Genomic DNA, 539 nt, shown 5'->3' with positions numbered 1-539 from the left:
TGAACTGCACCCCAAAAGTTAGACAGAAAAAATCTAACTTTTGGGGTGTTTTATTATGAAATTGAGTTATGAAGATAAAGTTCAAATCTATGGACTAAGAAAACAAGGATATAGCTTAGAGAAGCTTTCAAATAAATTTGGGATAAACAATTCTAATCTTAGGTACATGATTAAATTGATTGATCGTTACGGAATAGAGTTCGTCAAAAAAGGAAAAAACCGTTATTACTCTCCTGAATTAAAGCAAGAAATCATCAATAAGGTTTTGATTGAAGGTCGTTCGCAACTAAGCGTATCTCTGGATTATGCTCTTCCAAGTAGTGGATTACTTTCGAATTGGCTGGCACAATACAGGAAAAACGGGTATACTATTGTTGAGAAAATAAGAGGGAGACCGGTTAAAATGGGACGTAAGCCAAAGAAGAGACCTGAAGAGATGACAGAATTAGAACGTCTTCAAGCAGAAAATGAGTACCTGAGAGCGGAGAATGCCATTCTAAAAAAGTTGAGAGAACTCCGATTGAAGGAGGAAAAAGAGA

Annotated in this window: 1 pseudogene; it reads left to right on the top strand. The window is 35.8% G+C overall.

The window, feature by feature from the left end:
• Nucleotides 1–55 precede the first annotated feature (55 nt).
• A pseudogene (locus tag K1I97_RS10145) lies at nt 56–539 on the top strand (transposase); the annotation flags it as partial.

The organism is Streptococcus oralis (assembly GCF_019929345.1).
Lineage (GTDB): Bacteria > Bacillota > Bacilli > Lactobacillales > Streptococcaceae > Streptococcus.
The sequence above is the reverse complement of the archived record's forward strand: the minus strand, read 5'-3'. Positions and strand labels throughout refer to the sequence as shown.